Below are 17,869 nucleotides of genomic sequence, written 5' to 3'. Positions count from 1 at the left end.
CAAGACCTGGTAAGGTTCTTCGCGTTGCTTCGAATTAAACCACATGCTCCACCGCTTGTGCGGGCCCCCGTCAATTCCTTTGAGTTTCAACCTTGCGGTCGTACTCCCCAGGCGGAGTGCTTAATGCGTTTGCTGCAGCACTGAAGGGCGGAAACCCTCCAACACTTAGCACTCATCGTTTACGGCGTGGACTACCAGGGTATCTAATCCTGTTCGCTCCCCACGCTTTCGAGCCTCAGCGTCAGTTACAGACCAGAGAGCCGCCTTCGCCACTGGTGTTCCTCCATATATCTACGCATTTCACCGCTACACATGGAATTCCACTCTCCTCTTCTGCACTCAAGTCTCCCAGTTTCCAATGACCCTCCCCGGTTGAGCCGGGGGCTTTCACATCAGACTTAAGAAACCGCCTGCGCTCGCTTTACGCCCAATAAATCCGGACAACGCTTGCCACCTACGTATTACCGCGGCTGCTGGCACGTAGTTAGCCGTGGCTTTCTGGTTAGATACCGTCAAGGGATGAACGTTCTACTCTCATCCTTGTTCTTCTCTAACAACAGAGTTTTACGATCCGAAAACCTTCTTCACTCACGCGGCGTTGCTCGGTCAGACTTTCGTCCATTGCCGAAGATTCCCTACTGCTGCCTCCCGTAGGAGTCTGGGCCGTGTCTCAGTCCCAGTGTGGCCGATCACCCTCTCAGGTCGGCTATGCATCGTGGCCTTGGTGAGCCGTTACCTCACCAACTAGCTAATGCACCGCGGGTCCATCCATCAGTGACGCAAAAGCGCCTTTCAACTTTCTCCCATGCGGAAAATAGTGTTATACGGTATTAGCACCTGTTTCCAAGTGTTATCCCCTTCTGATGGGCAGGTTACCCACGTGTTACTCACCCGTTCGCCACTCTTTTTCTTTCGATGGAGCAAGCTCCGGTGAAAGAAAAAGCGTTCGACTTGCATGTATTAGGCACGCCGCCAGCGTTCGTCCTGAGCCAGGATCAAACTCTCATAATGATTTGTTTGAACGATCCATAGGATCGCTAAGCTCAAATAAAATTAACTTTGCTAGCTATTGCTTGCATGTATTTTGCTTCATAAATGAAGCGCCCTACACATTGGTTCGTTTGCTTGCTTTGTTCAGTTTTCAAAGGTCTACTGCGCTGCGTTAGCAACTTTTAAATCATATCAGATCAACAAGTGAATGTCAACTCTTTTTTTAAAAGTTTTTTTCGAAAGTGTTTATTCAACAACTTCCTGTGCGTCATCAGCGACTCCATTAGAATAACAAATGAATTGTTATTTGTCAACAACTTTTTTCAATCTTTTTTGTTGCTGCATCAGCATCAAATTGATTTCTTAAATTTGCGACTTCGTTATAATATCATCTGTTTCTGTTTTGGTCAAGCCCTTTTTCCAAAAAGTTTTTTTGAAAGGTTTTGACTGTCGGCGTGTTTTGCCAACGTTCACTACTTTATCATTAAGCGTATGAAAGAGCAAGTGTTTTTCTGAAATACTTTCAATTATTTTTGAAAAAGAAAAACTGCCTAAAATAGGCAGTTTAATCAATGTCCCGAGTCCGAAAACGAATCTGATCGTTTTCATCACGTCTCAAGACTGTTTCTTCTTTCAAATAACTAAAGGATCTCTCCTTGAGCTCAGGATTTTCCAACATTTCTTCATATCCTGTGAATATGTCTTGGATATACTTTTTATAGGCTTTTTTCTTTTTGATACGTTTTTTCATTCGGCACCGTCCTTTACGTGCTCTATCTTAGCAATTGTGGCAGAAGTTGACAACCGAATTTTTACGATTCGCTAGAGTTTTTGGTCGAAATTTTATTTTGGGACAATATAACTGACACTTTGCGAATAAGCAAGCTCATTGGGAATGATTCGATAAGAAATCGTTTTGCCATCAATAACGTTGCCCTCTGATATTAAAATGCCATCTTTGCCAACCGCTTCCACAAAGGCGACATGTCCATATTGTGTGCTAGAGCCAGCAGTGCCTGGGCTAAAACTGATCAGATAGCCTGCTTTTGGAGTAGCCGCCGTTTTATAGCCTAAACGTTTTGCGGTTGCTCCCCATTCTCCACCATTCCCCATGTATTCATCCACACTGCCGCCCAATTGCTTGACCCGATTGTAAGCATACCAAGTACATTGTCCGACTGGATAAGAACCTGAGGTATTATAATTTACACCGTTATAATCAGGAAACACCAACAGCTGCCGATACTCTTTGGGAATCGCTTCTTTTGATTGCAGGACAACGCCGCTGCCAGCTTTGGCTTCATCATATTTCGTTAATTCATAGACAGCAATCAATGAATTCAGTTTATTGTTGTAGCTCGTATCCGTTGCATAACGCCCCGTTAAATATTCAGTCGCTTGCAGGTAGTTTTTTGCTTCAGAACGCCAAACCTTTTTGTAAAAATCAGCATTCCCACTAATTCCTGTCCGCAGTAAATGAACGTAATCCTTTAACGACTCCTTGTATCCTGTATAGGCACGAAAAGCAGCTTGGATCGTATAAAATTCTCCGGTCCCATTATCCTCAGCTGTCATCATAGAAACGGAACGACTACCGGAAGTTCCTTTGATTCCAAACAAATTATAATACGGGGGAGAAGCAAGGCCACTCTGACCAGATCCGCTTTCCAAAATTGCCTGTGCAATCATAACCGACGCATACACACCATAAGTTAAGCCTAGTTCCCGAGCATCTTCTGCAATTGCCGCAACAAATGCTTCTGTTTGCGGATTCTTGCGAAAATCATAGCTAGCCGCATACTTAGCGATTAGTGATTGTCCATGAGGTGTTACTTTTTGCGAGTCAGAAAAATGAACCACTACATCTGGTTTGTTTACCTGATCTTCTTGGATCAATTGTTTTGTTTCCGCAGTACTATTCTGTTTATCAGTAATAGTATAAATGCGTACGCCATTGTTTTCTGTCGCCGCTTTTTCTTCCTTGACTATTTGTTCCGCTTGGGGTTGATCTGCCATGATCAGTTTATCCTGTCCAAGGTAAATTGCTGCTTTGACTAATTGCTGACCGTCTTTCCAAAACAAAAGATCTCCAGGTACGGCTTTTTCAAGTGATGTTTGCTTTCCTACCCGGCTGAGCTGATCATAAGTTTCGATCCCTTTTATATCAAAAACGCCACGATAAACAGCAATAGGCAACGAAAGATTATTAAATCCAGTACCCTGCGCATCTTTTTCATATGGTTTGCCTAGTTGATTCAACGCTTCTGAAATCAGCGCTGCGGATCGTTCATTTGCTAACTGATTCAACAACGGCAAGATATAGCCATTCAAATTAGAATCAGTTGGGGCGGTAACCAATTTATCTGATAAATCAACTGTCTGGGAAGAATCTGCTATAGGCTGATTGGATGGCGGCAATTGGCTGACTGAAGAACCTGTGTCGAATGTCTTTGGTTCCGAAGAACTTTGGGTGGAATTTGCTGTCGTATCATTTGGCTTTGATGAATGACTGGTTCCTGATGGCCTTTCGGTAGTAGAAGACGTACTAGGCGTTGTAGAATCCTTGGTTGAATCCGTTGTCGACGCACTGCTACTTGAGGAAGATGTCTCACTTTCAGACGTACTTGTACTTTCACTTGTTTCCTCAGTCGTTTCACTAGAAGACGATGGTTCAGTAGAATGACTTTCATCAATGGATTCTTCTGTTTCCATACTTTGACTGCTTGATGCCGTTTCGAAAGAATCGGCCGTTCGGTCTTCAGATGGTTCTGAGGATTCATTTGATTCGGCTGAGATTGATGAGCCTGAATCGACTATTGCTGATTCTGCGTTATTCTCTAAGACAGTCAATGCTTCAACCGCAGGCACCCCTTGTCCAAGGGTGATCAATAGAGCCGCTAGCATTGCCAACGCCTTACGCATACTTTTTCTTTTTTTCATTGGATTCTCCTCCATTGTTTACTCAAATCAACTTTACCATATGCACAATATTAAAATAAAGTGATAACTCTCTATTTTTATACATTTAATTAATTTCGTCTATTCGGAATAAAAATAAACAAAAAGATAGCAAGCCCTGCATAATAAAGCTACGCAAAACTTGCTATCTTTCTTTCCGTCATGATCAATCTTTCAAAAAACATCTTACTTTATGAGCTGAACACGCTGCCCAAATTCGACCTGAACCCGCTAAGGGAATTAAGGAATTAGTATGGCTCAGCCATTCCGCTTATGGTCTGGCAATTACAGCAGATATTACTATATTCACCCAATCAATTAGATTAATTTCTGATAGGCCAGTCGTTCACCGTGTGGAATAGGGAAAACAATTTGCCCACGATATTGATAACCACAGGTTTCGATCACTTTCTGCATTCCAATATTTGCTTGATAGGTATCAATCCGTAAATCATGGATCCCTTTTGCTACCGCTTCTTCCTCTAGCGCTTTTAGTAAATGTGCACTCAATTGTTTGCCTCTAAAATGGTCACTGACTACGACACGATGGATTGATGCATATGGCCCATCCCCTGACCAACTACCTTCGATTATCGCAGTATAAACGGGATCGACCCCTTTGACTAAAGCGGCAGAAGCAGCAATTTGATCGTCATATAACAAGAGATAACTTTCTTGTTGATTGATATCTTCTTTGATTTTTTCACGAGTGGGACCATAGCCATTTTGCCATTGAGGTGAGCCTTGTTTTTTTAAGGATTGTATGCCCATCTCAAAGAGAGCCATCATTTCCGGCAAATCAGAGAGCATCGCTTTTCTAAACTGGATCATGCCATTCCTCCTTCAGCAGCAATTTGCTAATCGGCTACAATGAGCGAAGTTTACCGCGGAATTCATCGATCGATGTGTAGCCTTTGGCAGTCATAATTTCTGTCAATTCTTTTTTCAGACGGGCAAAAATCGCTGGTCCCTCTTTTTGTAATTCCGTTCCGATTTGTAACATCGTCGCTCCGCATAACAAATGCTCAAATGCATCTTGTCCAGAACGAATGCCGCCAGTTCCGATTACATTGATTTCTGATTTTAGTCGGGTCGCGAAAGCCCGAACATTGGCGAGTGCTGTTGGTTTGACATACTCGCCACCGATACCGCCAAAGCCTTCTTTAGGCTTGATCACTACTGCTTCTGTTTCTGGGTCTATATATAGACCATTACCAATACTATTGATAGAATTGATGTATGTTAAAGGGAATTTATTCAAAATTTCAGCCATTTGATCAAAGTGCGCTAGGTCAAAATAAGGCGGTAATTTCACGCCTAAAGGCTTCGTGAAGAAACTAAAAACTTGCTCTAAAATTTGTTCTGTCAATGGAAAATCATAAGCAACTTGTGGCTTTCCTGGGACATTCGGGCAAGAAAGATTCAACTCTGTGATACCACGAAAGTTGCTAGCTTCAATCTTTCTTAGAAGTTCAATATTTTCTTCAACACTCATGCCTGCAACAGAAAAGAAGAAAGGTGCTTCAGGAGCGATTGCTTCTTGTTTCTCTAAAGCAAAATTCAAATAATAGTCTAAGCCTTTATTTGGTAATCCCATTGAATTGATACTTCCTAAAGCGAGATCCACATATCTCGGTTCGGGATTTCCTTCTCGCGGTGCTAAAGTGGCACTTTTTGTAACAAAAGAACCGGCTTCTGATGCTGCAAGTTCCTCCAAATCCGTAGTGGTCATACAGTGAACGCCGGAAGCATTCATAAAGGGATTGTCGTAGGTGAATTCACCAAATTTAGTCGTTAACATTGTTCGTCTCCTTTCTTCATTGAAAATAGTTTACCTTTCTAGTATGCAAAATGCAATTGCCGTTTTAGGTTTCGTCATTATTTTATTTGTAGCAATTCTCTATTCGCTGAGATCCTTGAAAAAAAGACAATCAGTCTTCATCAACTTACCGCTCAAAATTCTTTTACAATTTAGGTACGTACCCTCTTTTAGAGCCGCTCGATCAATTCTCTTTGCATTTTTCCTAGTGTGACTATTTTCTTTAGTATGCGAAAACGCCATTTTTTATTTTGGACTGTAAAACGCCAAACAACGTCTAACCCATTGAACCCTTGACTTAATTGCTCATTGATTAGATCTTTTCTGGCGTAAGCCTTGTGATCAATGACTTTTGTTTGAAAAAAGTTCAAAAATAAAATGATTACTTGGCGATCATTCACAAGTAAAATCGTTTTGCTGCTTATACTTTCTATACTTTGTGATTCGGCAAAACCAATACTCATATCTCCTTCATTATAGGGAGCCGCTAGGCGAGAGAGTTTTTTCTTTGTTAATAGCATAGGCCGGATTCCTTTTCTTTAGTTATCGATCATTATTTTATCATTTTTTACAAAAATGGTCTCTGAAACGACAAGCAGTCGTCGCACGAAAATCGTTCATTTCGCTAAATTCAGTCTCTCTTTTCTTTTACTATAAAGCTTCCTGTTTAACAGGGGTATGGGGTCGCGTTTCCTTATTGAAAATGCAACAGATACTAATAAAAAATTGTTTAACTAAAAAACTCCTTTACTAACTTATCTTAAAAGTTAATAAAAGAGTTCCAAAATTTCTACGGATTATTTAGAGAATGAAATGTACTTATACATCCATACTATTTCAAACGACTTACGAAACTAACAGCCGCTGCATTGGAATCAGCAAATCCACTAGCGAATCCCCAACGCGATCCGTGCATAACGGCTCATTTTATCGGTCGTCCAAGCGGGATACCAGACTAGCTTGACTTCTGGATTTTTGACTTCTGGAATGTCGCTTAATGCTTCATGAATTTGTTCGGTCAAAACGTCGGCTAATGGGCAACCCATAGTGGTCAATGTCATTTTAATAACTGTATCGCCTGTTTCCCCGTCAAATTCGATTTCATATATTAAACCAAGATTGACAATGTCAATCCCTAATTCTGGGTCAATAACTGTTTCTAACGCTGCTAAGACACGTTCTTTGATTGCTTCGCTTTCTGCTTCAGTATAAGGCATAGTCGAAACCTCCTTTGATGATCTGTTCAAATCATAACTTGTTTTAATCCCTTTGTAAATGACACTTTCGCTTTCGTTTTCCTTAGGGACGATTCTTTTTGTTAACTTTCAATTCTGGAAAGACTCCGGTTGTTTTGAATGTACGCTGTTCATCGTCTGTTGCAAAACGTCCTGTGATCGATTGAGTCGGAACAAAGTTGATAAATGCATTCTCATCCGCTTCTAAAACAGCTTGTTCCAAATCATAGATTTCATAACGAGTAACTACCATCATAATCATATTTCCAGGAACACCAGAATACCCTCCTACAGATGGCAACAATGTCATACCGCGAAACACATGTTTTGAAATATTCTTGCCGACAGATTCCGCTTTGGTGGTGATGATCAATGCCGTAACTTTTTGATGGCTTGTATGAAGCATATCCACCACATAACTCATAGCAAAAATGGAAATGATCGTGTACAAGGCGCTCTCCCATGAGAAAATAAACCCTGACAGCATAACAATGATGCCATTAAGCATAAACATATATTTGCCGACAGTCTTACCTGTCGTTTTTGATAAAATCAATGAGAGGATGTCCATTCCTCCCGTTGTGAAACCCATTTTTAACGAATAAGCGACTCCAACACCAAGTAATACGCCGCCAATCAACGAATTCACGAGGATATTGTTTGTGATTTCTCCTTGAGGCAAAATCATCGTTATTAAAGAGACCACTACAACGTTAATAAAACTCATCCAAGTGGAAGCTTTGCCTAGTTTGATAAAGCCTAAAATAAAGATTGGCACATTCAAAAGCAAAATAAAGAGACCGGTACTAAGATGCAAGCCGAATTGTTCCCACCCGACTGCTACGATCAACTGGGCAACACCATTCATCCCTGCAGAAAGTACTTTTGCAGGAATCAAAAAGAAATTCAACGCGATCGCTGCGGTCAATCCTGACAACAAAATAACCCCGATTTTTTTCAGTCTTTCCGACTGCTGATGTTTCGTCCATAATTTACTCACAATGCCATTTCTCCTTCACAAAAAATCTCCTTCCAAAGAATAGCAGTTTGTGTCTAAAATTGAAACTATTATTTGCAAAAATTTAGTTTCTCTCCCCTCTTTTTTCTGACTCATGGTAAAATCAAAGAAAAATAGAAAGGATGATCTTTGTGGCAAAAGAAGCAAGTTTCGATGTTGTATCTGAAATCAATACAGAAGAAGTAAAAAATGCCATCCAACTAGCAGAAAAAGAATTAAAGAATCGATTTGACTTTAAAGGTTCGACAGTTGAAATTAAAATGGATGGCAATAAATTAACGATCGTGGGAGACGATGAATTCAAACTTGAACAAATCAAAGATGTGTTAAGCAGCAAACTCATCAAACGAAATGTTCCGACAAAAAATATCCAATTCTCACAGACTGAACATGCACTTGGCGCCAAAGCCCGTCAGACTGCAGAATTGATCAACGGCATTGATAAAGAACAGGCGAAAAAAATTACGGCCGCCATCAAAAATGCAAAATTGAAAGTTAAAACGCAGATTCAAGACAATCAGATTCGTGTCACTGGTAAAAGCCGTGACGATTTACAAGAAGTCATCCAGCTGCTGCGCAAGCTTGAATTACCGATCGATTTACAATTCACAAATTATCGTTGACTTCTCTCTGTACCGATCGCAAACCGCATGTACGGTCTACGATCGGTGCTGAAAGTCTTTTTGTTTTTGCCAGAAATGGTCCATTGCTTTGCTAAGCTGCTCTGGTCGAAAGCAGGTTTGGGCGTGTTGCCAATGCAATGGAAACAGTTGCTGGTAAGCCGTTGTATGAAAACGCTGATCCAGCAACAGGATCACGCCTTGATCCGTAGAATCACGAATGACACGTCCCGCTGCTTGCAGAACTTTGTTCATTCCAGGCAGCCGATAGGCATAGGCAAAACCAGCATGTTTTTTTTCTTCATAATAGTCCCGAATCAGTTCTTGTTCGTGATTGATTTGCGGCAATCCGACACCAACAATCGCCGTTCCGATCAGACGAGTTCCCTTCAAGTCGATGCCTTCCGAAAAAATTCCGCCCAATACGCAAAATCCTATCAACGAATTTTTTTCTTCAGCGTCCGCCGTGTCGTATTTGAATTCCGCTAAAAAATTTTCTCGTTCCGTTTCATTCATAGCTGTATCCTGTACGATCATCTTAATAGTCGGATACGCGTGATGAAATGCTTCTGCTACTTCGTCCAAATACTGGTAAGAAGGAAAGAAAACCATATAATTGCCTGACTTTGCGTGAACCATTCGATTAAGGGCATCTACGATCGCTGGCAGACTGGCTGTCCGTTGCCGGTAAGTCGTCTGGATGTAATTTGCGATCAGGATTTTTTGATTTGCAGGATCAAATGGACTTGGCAGTCGATAGCGTAATGCTTTTTCTCCGCCTCCCAGCACTTCCTGGTAATAATCAAGAGGCGTGAAACTGGCTGAAAACAACAAGCTGGCTTTTCCTTTGTCTAACACTTGCTGTAGAAAAGGAGCCGGTTCAATGCAAAATTGACGAAGAGTCAGCTCATATCGAGTGACCTCTACTGTTGTTTCATAATGATCGTCATAGAATTCAGCAATTTTCAAAAAGTGATTCACTTCAAAATAACTTTGCAGCACCGCTTCCTGAGCCGTATGTTCAGGGTTAGCTGGTAGCCATTCTTTCATAAGCTCAGCTAGCTTTGCTAATTGCTTGTTCATCGTTTCATGGGGTTCTTTTTGATGATGGTACTCCCAATGATCCGTCTCAGCGATTTTTTCAATCGCAGAGAATTCTTTCTCCACTTTATTCAATGCTCGACGAAGCTTTTGTTGATCCATTGGCAATTGATTTCTAAGATCTTTAAACGTGCTGCGACGAATCTCTGCTGAATACATCTCTTTTGAACGATTGACGAGATTATGGGCTTCATCAATCAAGAAAAAGTAATCTTCTTCTGGTTCCTCAAAAAAGCGTCGGAGATAAACAGTCGGGTCAAACAGATAGTTATAATCACCAATAATGACATCACAAAACACACTGACATCCAGCGAAAGTTCGAAGGGACAGACGGTATGCTTTTTTCCATACGTTTCAATCACTTCTCGTGTGATTTGATTTTCATGATGAAGCAGATCCCATAGCGCTTCATTGATTCGGTTATAATAGCCATTCGCATATGGGCAATGTTCCGGCGTACAATTCCGTTCATCTAAAAAGCAAATCTTATCCTTGGCAGTGAGGGTCACACTTTTTGTTTCACTGCCGTTATCCGCCAACTTGCTTAAAGCATCTTCAGCTACTTGGCGAGTGATCGTTTTTGCCGTCAAATAAAACAAACGATCGCCATCCCCTTCTCCTAATACTTTTAGTGCAGGAAAAAGAGTCGATATGGTTTTTCCAGTACCTGTTGGCGCTTCAGCAAACAATCGCTTGCCGTTTTTTAACGTCTTATAAGCGGCAGCAGCCAATTCCCGTTGCCCTTTTCGATACGTTTCGAAAGGAAATTTTAACAGTTGTAGTGAAGTATTTCTAACACGGCGCCAATTTTCCTGAAAAACCAGCCATTTATGATATTCATTGATCAAGTGGGTATAAAATTCAGTAAGTTCTTCCACTGTAAAATGGCGACGGACGCGGGTAATCAGCTGCTCCGTCGTCTGGTAATAAGTTAGTTGGACTTCAATTTCCGTCAACTTTTCTTCTTGAAGGTAAATATAAGCATAAACCATCCCTTGAGCAAAAAATAAATCGATTTGATCCTCAGGAAGATCTTCAAAGTAGGGTTCTGACGTCTTGATCTCATCGATTACCCAACATTGTTTCTCTTCGTCATAGAATAAGCCGTCTGCACGTCCTTCGATAGTCAACTTGTCCTTTTCGATCTCGCTTTCTATTTTGAAGAAGACTTCCTTTTGATAGGCATCGCCGGCTTCTTTTTGCAATCGTCGATGGATACGAGCGCCTTCTTGAGCAGTATGGTTACTGACTTTGCGACTATCGATATCGCCACGGCGCAAAATAAATTCAACGATTTTTCGGACAGCAATTTTTCCTTTATACACGTGATCACCTTCTCGGAGCTATTATATCGGAAGCTTCACTGATTTTAAAGCGAACAAAAAAAGCCTGCAGGATTTGCAGTCTTTTTCACATTTTCTTAAAAAATGCCTACAATGGTTACAGCATATCAAAAACAACCTCTCTTCTTGCCTAATGATGTGTTTTAATTCTTGGCATTATCGCAATCGAAAGTTGTCTCAATCGACTTGTCACTTTCTTGTGGCATCTATTTCTCTTAAACTTCTTATACTGTTCTGATTTTCAGGCATTTCTCATTAGTATCCGTCACTGATCCACTTGAACTTCATAGCGCACATTGTTCTCATCGTAGGCACGATTGGTTGCTTCATCATACTGAAATTTTAATTCCAACCCATGGGCTCGTAAAAATAAATATTTTCCATCGATGGAAAACGAAGCCCCGTGTAAGGTCGTCTCGTAGATTTCAAAGGGATCATCTTTTAAGCGAAGATTCGCGGAAGCAAAATTTTTTTCAAAGTCTGCTTGGATCGTTTCATTTCTTTTTTTGAGTGCCGAACCACTCAACGTTTCATCACTGCTACTTTCTGTCATAGGCAAGTATTGTTTGACGATGGTCAATTCTTCTCCTTGCAGATCATAGACACCTTGGCTTTGCGGAAATTGACTGCTTTCTTCTTGAATCAGCATCAAGTCGACATTCTCGGCATTTGTGGAGCTGAGCTTGGTCGCAGTAGCTGTCGTAGGTTCGCTCGTTTTGATTGCTTGATTTTCTTGCCCACAGCTTGCGAGTAACAAGCTGCAAAAGAATGAGCATAAAACTAGGCATACTTTCTTATTCATGTTACCGCCTCCACTATTTCCATAATTAAGGTTTTTTAAATTAATTACAGTATAACAGTGTATTTTTTTTACGGAGGTTTCTTAGAAAATTTTTCGGGATAGTTTTTTAAAAACGACCCTATTTTTAATCAAACTGCCGTTTTTTGCAGATTTTTTTAATCTCATTTTCTCTTTGGTTTCTTCCACCAGCGCAAGAAGAGCCATTTTACGCTCTTTTGCTTTTTCCTAAATAAAGAGCAAAACTGAGAATCTTTAAAAAGCTTTTTTTGTTTCCTTGAATACTTTAGGCTATACTAAAAGAAGAAACAGAGGAGGTTAAAATATGAAAATCATTGGCTTAGTCACCGGCCCTGTTCAAGAGAATTGTTACTTGGTTTGGCAAGATGGGCATTTATTAATCATTGATCCGGGAGCAGAGGCTGAACGAATCATTGCTGAAATCGAAAAAACAGAAGCAAAGCCTAGTGCAATCTTATTGACCCATACTCATTATGACCATATCGGTGCAGTGGATCACTTAAGAGACTATTACAGTATCCCAGTTTATGTCAGTCCATTAGAACAAGATTGGTTAGGAGATCCTCTAAAAAATCTTTCTGGTCGCCATCCTGACTTAGGCGGTATTACTGCACGTCCTGCAGAGCGTGAATTGGCGTTAAAAGATTATCAAATTGACGGCATCTCTTTTCGCGTTGTGGCAACTCCGGGACATTCCATTGGGAGTGTCAGCTTTATTTTTGATGATTTTGTCGTTTCAGGAGATGCCCTTTTTAAAGGCAGTATTGGACGTACGGATCTACCAACTGGTAATTTGGAACAATTATTAACGAGTATCCAATCTGAGTTGTTTATTCTGCCCAACCAATTAACTGTTTATCCAGGGCATGGTGAGCCAACGACGATTGAAAACGAAAAACGGACAAATCCATTTTTTAGATAAATGTAAAAGGAGGAAACGATATGGCAAGAACAGAATTATATGTCGTGCGACACGGTAAGACAATGTTCAATACATTACAGCGCGTTCAGGGATGGTGTGATACTCCATTGACCCGCACAGGTGAACAAGGAATCCATTATCTTGGGCTTGGTCTCCGGGAGATCGATTTTGTGGAAGCAGTATCCAGTGATAGTGGTCGTGCTATCGAAACCATGCGCTTGATCTTGGGCGAGCATTTACGTGGGCCTCAGATTCCTTATCATATTGATAAACGAATCAGAGAATGGTGTTTTGGGTCTTTAGAAGGGGCTTATGATGCAGAAATGTGGGGCGTCATTCCTCGTGTGTTGGATTTCCCTGATTATGACAATATGATTGCTAGCCATGTCAGCTTTGAGGCTGTTGCCAATGCGATTCATCGTGCGGACACAGCGAATTGGGCCGAATCCTTTGATGAATTGACTGAACGGGTCAAAACCGGCTTTGAAGACATCGCGTATCGGGTTGAGAAAAAAGGCGGCGGCAATGCGTTAGTTGTGTCCCATGGTCTAACCATCGCCTTCTTGCTGCATTTGATTAATAACGAAAACAACGTGCGTATGGACATTGATAATGGTTCGGTTACCCGACTGATTTATGAAAATGGTGAATTCACAATTGCGGAAGTGGGCAACACTGAATATATCAAGAAAGGACTTGCCCTTTCACAAGATCTCCTCGCTTGATTTTCTTGCAATAATGAATCAACAAAAGTAAGAGTAGTTTTTTGCTGAAAAGATCCTCGGCTTGACGATTTTTTCAGCAAGAAAAACTGCTCTTTTTTTAGGAAGTGTTTGGTATTTTTTCCTAGAACAGGTATACTATGTAATGTATTTCACCATACAAGAAAGGACTGAACAAATGTTTTTTGCGAATTTTATTAAAGCCATCCTTTTCGGGATCATTGAAGGCATTACCGAATGGCTTCCCATCAGTAGTACCGGTCACTTGATCCTTGCTGATGAATTTATTGGGTTGAAAGTAAGCCCGGAATTTATGGCGATGTTCAACGTCGTGATCCAGTTAGGAGCGATTCTGGCGGTTGTTTACCTCTATTTCCATAAATTAAACCCATTTTCACCCACCAAAAATGCATTGGAAAAGAGAGACACTTGGACACTCTGGTCGAAAGTGATCATTGCTGTCTTACCATCTGTCATCATTGGTTTGCCACTGGACGATTGGTTAGACGCTCACTTCTATAATTTCCTCTCTGTTTCGATCGTTCTGATCATCTACGGGATCGGCTTCATCGTCGTTGAGAAAAGAAACAAAAACAAAGAACCAAAATGTACCGATTTGAACAAGTTCACTTATAAAGCAGCACTAATTGTCGGGATGTTTCAAGTATTAGCATTGATTCCCGGAACATCACGCTCTGGCGCTACGATTCTTGGAGGAATCATGATTGGTGCCTCCCGCTTTGTCGCAACAGAATTTTCATTCTTCTTAGGTATCCCTACCATGTTCGGTGCAAGTATATGGAAAATATACAAATTTCTTAAAGTTGGAAATGCTTTTGACTTGCAAGGAACAGTTATCTTATTAACTGGAACGATCGTTTCCTTTATCGTTTCCGTGTTAGCCATCCGCTTCTTGATGAATTATATCAAACGAAACGATTTCACTTTCTTTGGTTGGTATCGTATCGTACTTGGTGCGGTTTTGATCGTTTATTGGTTAGTATCTTTATAATAAAAACACTGCGATGTCCTTTTGGACATCGCAGTGTTTTTAGCTAAATTACGTATTTTTGATGACCATGCCGTCAATAATATCGACAGCACCTTCTGTGTCGTTGATGATTGTTTCAAAGCGGTCATAAATGTCTTTCCATTTAATGATTTCTAAGACATCTTTTTCATCAGTGAAAAGGGCCTTTTTCAATTTAGAGTACAAAAGGTCCGCTTCAGACTCGATACGATTGACATCATTGATCATTTGTCGTAGCGTCTTTGAATTTTTGAACTTAGGAAACTCTTTTAATGCCGTCTGCACACCTTGTGTGGCCTGTTCGATCATGCCAGCGAATTCAGCTGTTTCCGGACGTAATGACTTGATCACAAGATTTTCAAATAAATAAGTCAATCCCATGATGCCATCTAAAATATCGTCCAAGCGTTCAGAAATGATCAAAATATCTTCACGATCGATCGGTGTGATAAAAGAATCATATAATTCATTGGTCAATTCTGCGATCACTTGATCGCCTTCTTTTTCTAATGCGTGAATTTCTGCTGCTGCTTCAGTTAACGCTGCTTCTGAATAATCATTTATCAGAACTGAGAAACGTTTTGCCGCTAAATGACCATTGGTTGCCAGCTGCTCCATCGCTGCAAAATAATCAAAACTTTTTTTTCGTGCCATTCTTCTCTCTCCTTACAAAATCACAAGTAATACTTTTACCATTACATAGGCAATCAAGCCACAGCCTGGGAAAGTCAAGATCCAAGCATAAATCATTTCTTTCACGATGCGCCAGTCAACGCTGGAAAAGCGACGTGATGCGCCAACACCCATGATGGCAGTTGTTTTTGTATGTGTCGTCGAAACGGGAATCCCAAACACGGAAGATAAGAACAAGCAGATTGCCGCTGTTAAGTCAGCCGAAAAACCTTGATATTTATCCAGTTTGACCATGTCCATGCCGACAGATTTAATGATTTTCATCCCACCGACAGAGGTTCCGATTCCCATAGTAAGAGAACATAACGCCATTACCCACAAAGGGATCGTAAAGCCGTTGCCGCTTTTTTCTACAAGGTTATTGTAGTAAAGACCTAGCATAAAGACCCCCATAAACTTTTGACCGTCTTGTGCGCCATGCAAAAAAGCGTTTGCTCCAGCTGCGACCGCTTGCCCGATCGTAAAAACTTTATTTGCTTTACGACGAGAAGTTCCCCGGAAGAGCCAAACGATCAATTTGGTGATGATAAACCCACCAATGAACCCCATCAATGTTGAGACCACCAGCCCTATCAGTACTTTGACCCATTCTTGTCCGTTTACTGCATGTAATCCGCCCAGTGCCATTGCTGCTCCTGTAAGTCCAGCAATCAATGCATGGGATTCACTAGTTGGAATACCGAAGTACCAAGCCGCAACCGTCCAGACGACGATTGAAAAAAGTGCAGCAGCTAAAGCAATTTGTGCAACATGAAAGCCGCCAGCAGTATCAAAGCTGACAATGTTACTGATGGTTTCAGCAACTTGCGCATTGAAATACGTCATCACTAAGACCCCAAGGAAATTCATCACTACCGCCATTCCAATAGCGACATTTGGACGTAGGACCCTCGTAGAGACTGCGGTGGCAATTGCATTTGGAGCATCCGTCCACCCATTGACGAAAATAACGCCTAACGAGAGCACGATGGTTATAACTAAAGCCATATTCACATTTATACACCTCATTTAAAAATTCCGAAGTAATCATAGCATAGAAAGTGAACAAAGTGTAAACTTTTTGTAAGTATTCATTAAAAAATATGTAAAGGATTAAAATAATAATATAGAACAAGAAAAAATAGCTGGCAAAAGCACCTTTTTTTGTGTTAAGTAAAATTTCTTTACAACTTTTATTGCAAATGAAACTTGCATTAGGTATAATGACTAGTGTTGATTTATACGTTTCAAACGTATAAGAACTTATTTTTGGAGGTGAAATACATGCCAAACATTGAATCTGCAATCAAACGTGTTCGCACAAGCGAAGCGGCTAATGCTAAGAATTCATCTCAAGTAAGCACAATGCGCACAGCAATCAAAAAATTTGATCTAGCTGTTGAAGCTGGTGCTGATAACGTAGATGCGTTATATAAAGATGCTGTTAAAGCAATCGATATGGCTGAGACTAAAGGATTGATCCACAAGAACAAAGCTAGTCGTGACAAATCTCGTTTAAGTAAAAAAATTGCGAAATAAGCAAATTAAAGCCGAAGCAATCAAATGATTGCTTCGGCTTTCTTTTACCCTTGTCTTTTACCATGCTTTAAAACGAACAATTGAAACAGAAATTCTTTATCGATTTGACCACTTTTCACCAAATAATCATTCTCAATCAATTCATGATAAAGGGCTGCTAATTGCTTTTCATTGAACTTTCTTGCCTGCTGCATCGCTAACTTGACCCGATAGGGATGGATTTTTAGTGTCTCAGCAATATTTGCCTGTTGATAGCCGACCTTCATCAGAATCGACGCTTGTAAAAGCAAGCGTACTTGTCCAATCAAAATTGCATTGATTTTAATGGTCTCTTCCCCTTGTAACAACAAGTCATCATACAACCGCCAGGCATCCGCTACTTTTCCTTGTAACACATCATTAGTCAATTCAAAAACATTGTGTTCTAAGGTTTTAGGAATCAATTGCTGAACGATTTCTTTTGTGATCTTCGCATCTTTTCCTGCATACAAGCGTAATTTTTGCAGCTCCTGCATCGCTTTTGATAAATGGAGATCAGTCAACCGCAGGAACAGTTCAAAAGCTTCTCTAGTCATTTCAATACCATCGTTTGTCAATGTCTGTTGCAAGTACCGACGAACATCCGCTTCTTTCATTGGTGCCACATCGATGATGATCCCTGCTTTTTTCAACTGCTTCGTGATTTTCTTTCGTTCATCCAGCTTATCATATTCGGCAAAAATCACCAAAACAGCCGTGTCCATTGGATTTTTTAAATACAGCAAAAAATCATCAAGGTCATGTTCTGGAACATTGGCTTTTTTTTCTGCTGTTAGAAAAAAAGGCCGCTCCACAAAGATCAATCGCTGATCACCGAAAAACGGCAACGATTGCGCTTCTTGAATCACCAAATCCAAAGGCTCTCTTTCCATATCAAAAGAAGCAAAATTCAAGTCATCTTTTGAAACTTCAAAACGCGTCAAAAATGCTTGACGTACTTGTTCTTGTAAAAATTTTTCTGTGCCTGTCACTAAATAGATAGGTTGCAGAGATTTCGTCCGAATCTCTTGCAACGCTTTTTGCAGTTCCATAGATTCCCC

General features: G+C 40.6%; 17 protein-coding genes and 1 rRNA gene (1 of these 18 cut by a window edge). 5 read left to right on the top strand and 13 right to left on the bottom strand.

Features of this window, described 5'->3' with window-relative positions; genetic code table 11:
• The 8 genes from IGJ28_RS10460 to IGJ28_RS10425 form a co-directional block, all read right to left on the bottom strand.
• Nucleotides 1-1,011, bottom strand: a 16S ribosomal RNA gene (locus IGJ28_RS10460) (it extends 549 nt beyond the left edge of the window).
• Between the two features lie 544 nt (nt 1,012-1,555).
• On the bottom strand, nt 1,556-1,741 hold the full coding sequence (locus IGJ28_RS10455; protein WP_003127300.1) for a hypothetical protein: 186 nt from the start codon (nt 1,739-1,741) through the stop codon (nt 1,556-1,558).
• Between the two features lie 92 nt (nt 1,742-1,833).
• Entirely contained in the window at nt 1,834-3,930 is a 2,097-nt protein-coding gene (locus IGJ28_RS10450) for a glucosaminidase domain-containing protein (RefSeq protein ID WP_252711892.1), read from the bottom strand.
• A gap of 336 nt (nt 3,931-4,266) precedes the next feature.
• The gene (locus IGJ28_RS10445; RefSeq protein ID WP_438845386.1) at nt 4,267-4,779 is read right to left on the bottom strand and encodes a GNAT family N-acetyltransferase; all 513 of its coding nucleotides are present in this window, start codon (nt 4,777-4,779) and stop codon (nt 4,267-4,269) included.
• 34 nt (nt 4,780-4,813) lie between these two features.
• Nucleotides 4,814-5,749 carry a dihydroorotate oxidase gene (locus IGJ28_RS10440; protein ID WP_252711891.1) on the bottom strand — a complete coding sequence of 312 codons (936 nt, stop codon included), beginning with the start codon at nt 5,747-5,749 and terminating at the stop codon, nt 4,814-4,816.
• Nucleotides 5,750-5,937: 188 nt separating this feature from the next.
• The gene (locus IGJ28_RS10435; RefSeq protein ID WP_438845385.1) at nt 5,938-6,288 is read right to left on the bottom strand and encodes a hypothetical protein; all 351 of its coding nucleotides are present in this window, start codon (nt 6,286-6,288) and stop codon (nt 5,938-5,940) included.
• A gap of 366 nt (nt 6,289-6,654) precedes the next feature.
• Nucleotides 6,655-6,984: a metal-sulfur cluster assembly factor gene (locus IGJ28_RS10430; RefSeq protein ID WP_005472593.1), complete on the bottom strand. Its 330-nt coding sequence runs from the start codon at nt 6,982-6,984 to the stop codon at nt 6,655-6,657.
• 82 nt (nt 6,985-7,066) lie between these two features.
• Nucleotides 7,067-8,002: a YitT family protein gene (locus tag IGJ28_RS10425; RefSeq protein ID WP_003127293.1), complete on the bottom strand. Its 936-nt coding sequence runs from the start codon at nt 8,000-8,002 to the stop codon at nt 7,067-7,069.
• Between the two features lie 149 nt (nt 8,003-8,151).
• Between IGJ28_RS10425 and IGJ28_RS10420 the strand changes: the two genes are divergently transcribed.
• Nucleotides 8,152-8,643 carry a YajQ family cyclic di-GMP-binding protein gene (locus IGJ28_RS10420; RefSeq protein WP_195957710.1) on the top strand — a complete coding sequence of 164 codons (492 nt, stop codon included), beginning with the start codon at nt 8,152-8,154 and terminating at the stop codon, nt 8,641-8,643.
• Between the two features lie 36 nt (nt 8,644-8,679).
• Here IGJ28_RS10420 and IGJ28_RS10415 read toward each other — a convergent pair whose 3' ends face one another.
• Nucleotides 8,680-11,067, bottom strand: a complete 2,388-nt coding sequence (locus tag IGJ28_RS10415; RefSeq protein WP_252711890.1) for an ATP-dependent DNA helicase — start codon at nt 11,065-11,067, stop codon at nt 8,680-8,682.
• Between the two features lie 283 nt (nt 11,068-11,350).
• Nucleotides 11,351-11,887: a hypothetical protein gene (locus tag IGJ28_RS10410; RefSeq protein ID WP_003127290.1), complete on the bottom strand. Its 537-nt coding sequence runs from the start codon at nt 11,885-11,887 to the stop codon at nt 11,351-11,353.
• 322 nt (nt 11,888-12,209) lie between these two features.
• On the opposite strand from IGJ28_RS10410, the gene IGJ28_RS10405 reads away from it, so the two are divergent.
• The 3 genes from IGJ28_RS10405 (at nt 12,210) to IGJ28_RS10395 (ending at nt 14,561) form a co-directional block, all read left to right on the top strand.
• Nucleotides 12,210-12,827, top strand: coding sequence for an MBL fold metallo-hydrolase (locus IGJ28_RS10405; protein WP_195971859.1), 618 nt, complete (start codon nt 12,210-12,212; stop codon nt 12,825-12,827).
• A gap of 20 nt (nt 12,828-12,847) precedes the next feature.
• Nucleotides 12,848-13,552 (top strand): histidine phosphatase family protein, encoded by a 705-nt coding sequence (locus tag IGJ28_RS10400; RefSeq protein ID WP_005472589.1) that lies wholly within the window; start codon nt 12,848-12,850, stop codon nt 13,550-13,552.
• A gap of 175 nt (nt 13,553-13,727) precedes the next feature.
• The gene (locus tag IGJ28_RS10395; protein WP_003127287.1) at nt 13,728-14,561 is read left to right on the top strand and encodes an undecaprenyl-diphosphate phosphatase; all 834 of its coding nucleotides are present in this window, start codon (nt 13,728-13,730) and stop codon (nt 14,559-14,561) included.
• A 48-nt stretch (nt 14,562-14,609) separates the two neighbouring features.
• Here IGJ28_RS10395 and IGJ28_RS10390 read toward each other — a convergent pair whose 3' ends face one another.
• Both IGJ28_RS10390 and IGJ28_RS10385 read right to left on the bottom strand, forming a co-directional pair.
• On the bottom strand, nt 14,610-15,233 hold the full coding sequence (locus tag IGJ28_RS10390) for a DUF47 domain-containing protein (protein WP_156247375.1): 624 nt from the start codon (nt 15,231-15,233) through the stop codon (nt 14,610-14,612).
• A gap of 12 nt (nt 15,234-15,245) precedes the next feature.
• Nucleotides 15,246-16,280, bottom strand: a complete 1,035-nt coding sequence (locus tag IGJ28_RS10385) for an inorganic phosphate transporter (RefSeq protein WP_003127284.1) — start codon at nt 16,278-16,280, stop codon at nt 15,246-15,248.
• 255 nt (nt 16,281-16,535) lie between these two features.
• On the opposite strand from IGJ28_RS10385, the gene rpsT reads away from it, so the two are divergent.
• Nucleotides 16,536-16,790: a 30S ribosomal protein S20 gene (gene rpsT, locus IGJ28_RS10380; RefSeq protein ID WP_003127283.1), complete on the top strand. Its 255-nt coding sequence runs from the start codon at nt 16,536-16,538 to the stop codon at nt 16,788-16,790.
• 44 nt (nt 16,791-16,834) lie between these two features.
• Here rpsT and holA read toward each other — a convergent pair whose 3' ends face one another.
• Nucleotides 16,835-17,860 (bottom strand): DNA polymerase III subunit delta, encoded by a 1,026-nt coding sequence (gene holA / locus IGJ28_RS10375; protein WP_003127282.1) that lies wholly within the window; start codon nt 17,858-17,860, stop codon nt 16,835-16,837.
• Nucleotides 17,861-17,869: the final 9 nt, after the last annotated feature.

Source organism: Enterococcus sp. AZ091, assembly GCF_051714805.1.
Classification (GTDB): Bacteria; Bacillota; Bacilli; order Lactobacillales; family Enterococcaceae; genus Enterococcus_D; species Enterococcus_D gallinarum.
This window is presented reverse-complemented; position numbering and strand designations above follow the sequence as displayed.